1 protein-coding gene is annotated in these 602 nt (G+C 49.2%); it reads left to right on the top strand.

Going from position 1 to position 602, the window contains the following annotated elements:
- On the top strand, positions 1-602 hold a 602-nt coding region (locus A8L45_RS24860; RefSeq protein WP_175402084.1), incomplete at both ends, for a hypothetical protein.

The raw sequence follows: 602 nt of genomic DNA, 5'->3' as shown, positions 1-602 counted from the left end.
CATTGAGCGTATTGAGGGGCGGGACGGTAATGACCATATAACCGGCAGTGCGAACCCGAGCCAGAAAAAAGTTGCAGTTACTGAGTGGGCAGCACTGAGCGGGGTTACCTATTCCAACGATGAGTTGTCGACAACAAGCAATTCTGGGTGGAGCAGGCAGGCTAATTCCAAGCGCATGTCAGAATATGGATTTACCGACCACTATCGACTCAATATAACCGTTAAGGAAACGGGCTCGGCCATGATTGGTCTTGGACGCTCAGAAAGCAACTCATTTCTTGCAGATATCGACTACGCGCTCTATGTGACTTCTAGCAACCTCTACATCTACGAAAATGGCAGCTCCAGAGGGCGGGTCAGTGCACTTGCTAAAGGGGATGTTCTCAGTATTGAAGTCAACAATGGCAGCGTGAAGTACCTCAGGAATGGTGGTGTAGTTTATGAGACGTCCTACAGCGGTGATACCCCAGACTTCTATATAGATTCGAGTATCGCCGGCATATTTAAAGCCAGCAATATTGAGATTGAATCATTGGATGGACACGGTGGTGGCCTCGAGATCGCAGGTGGAGCAGGCGATGACATCCTTGTCAGTACATCAC

Origin of the sequence: Veronia pacifica (genome assembly GCF_001707825.1) — a bacterium.
Classification (GTDB): domain Bacteria; phylum Pseudomonadota; class Gammaproteobacteria; order Enterobacterales; family Vibrionaceae; genus Veronia; species Veronia pacifica.
The sequence above is the reverse complement of the archived record's forward strand: the minus strand, read 5'-3'. Positions and strand labels throughout refer to the sequence as shown.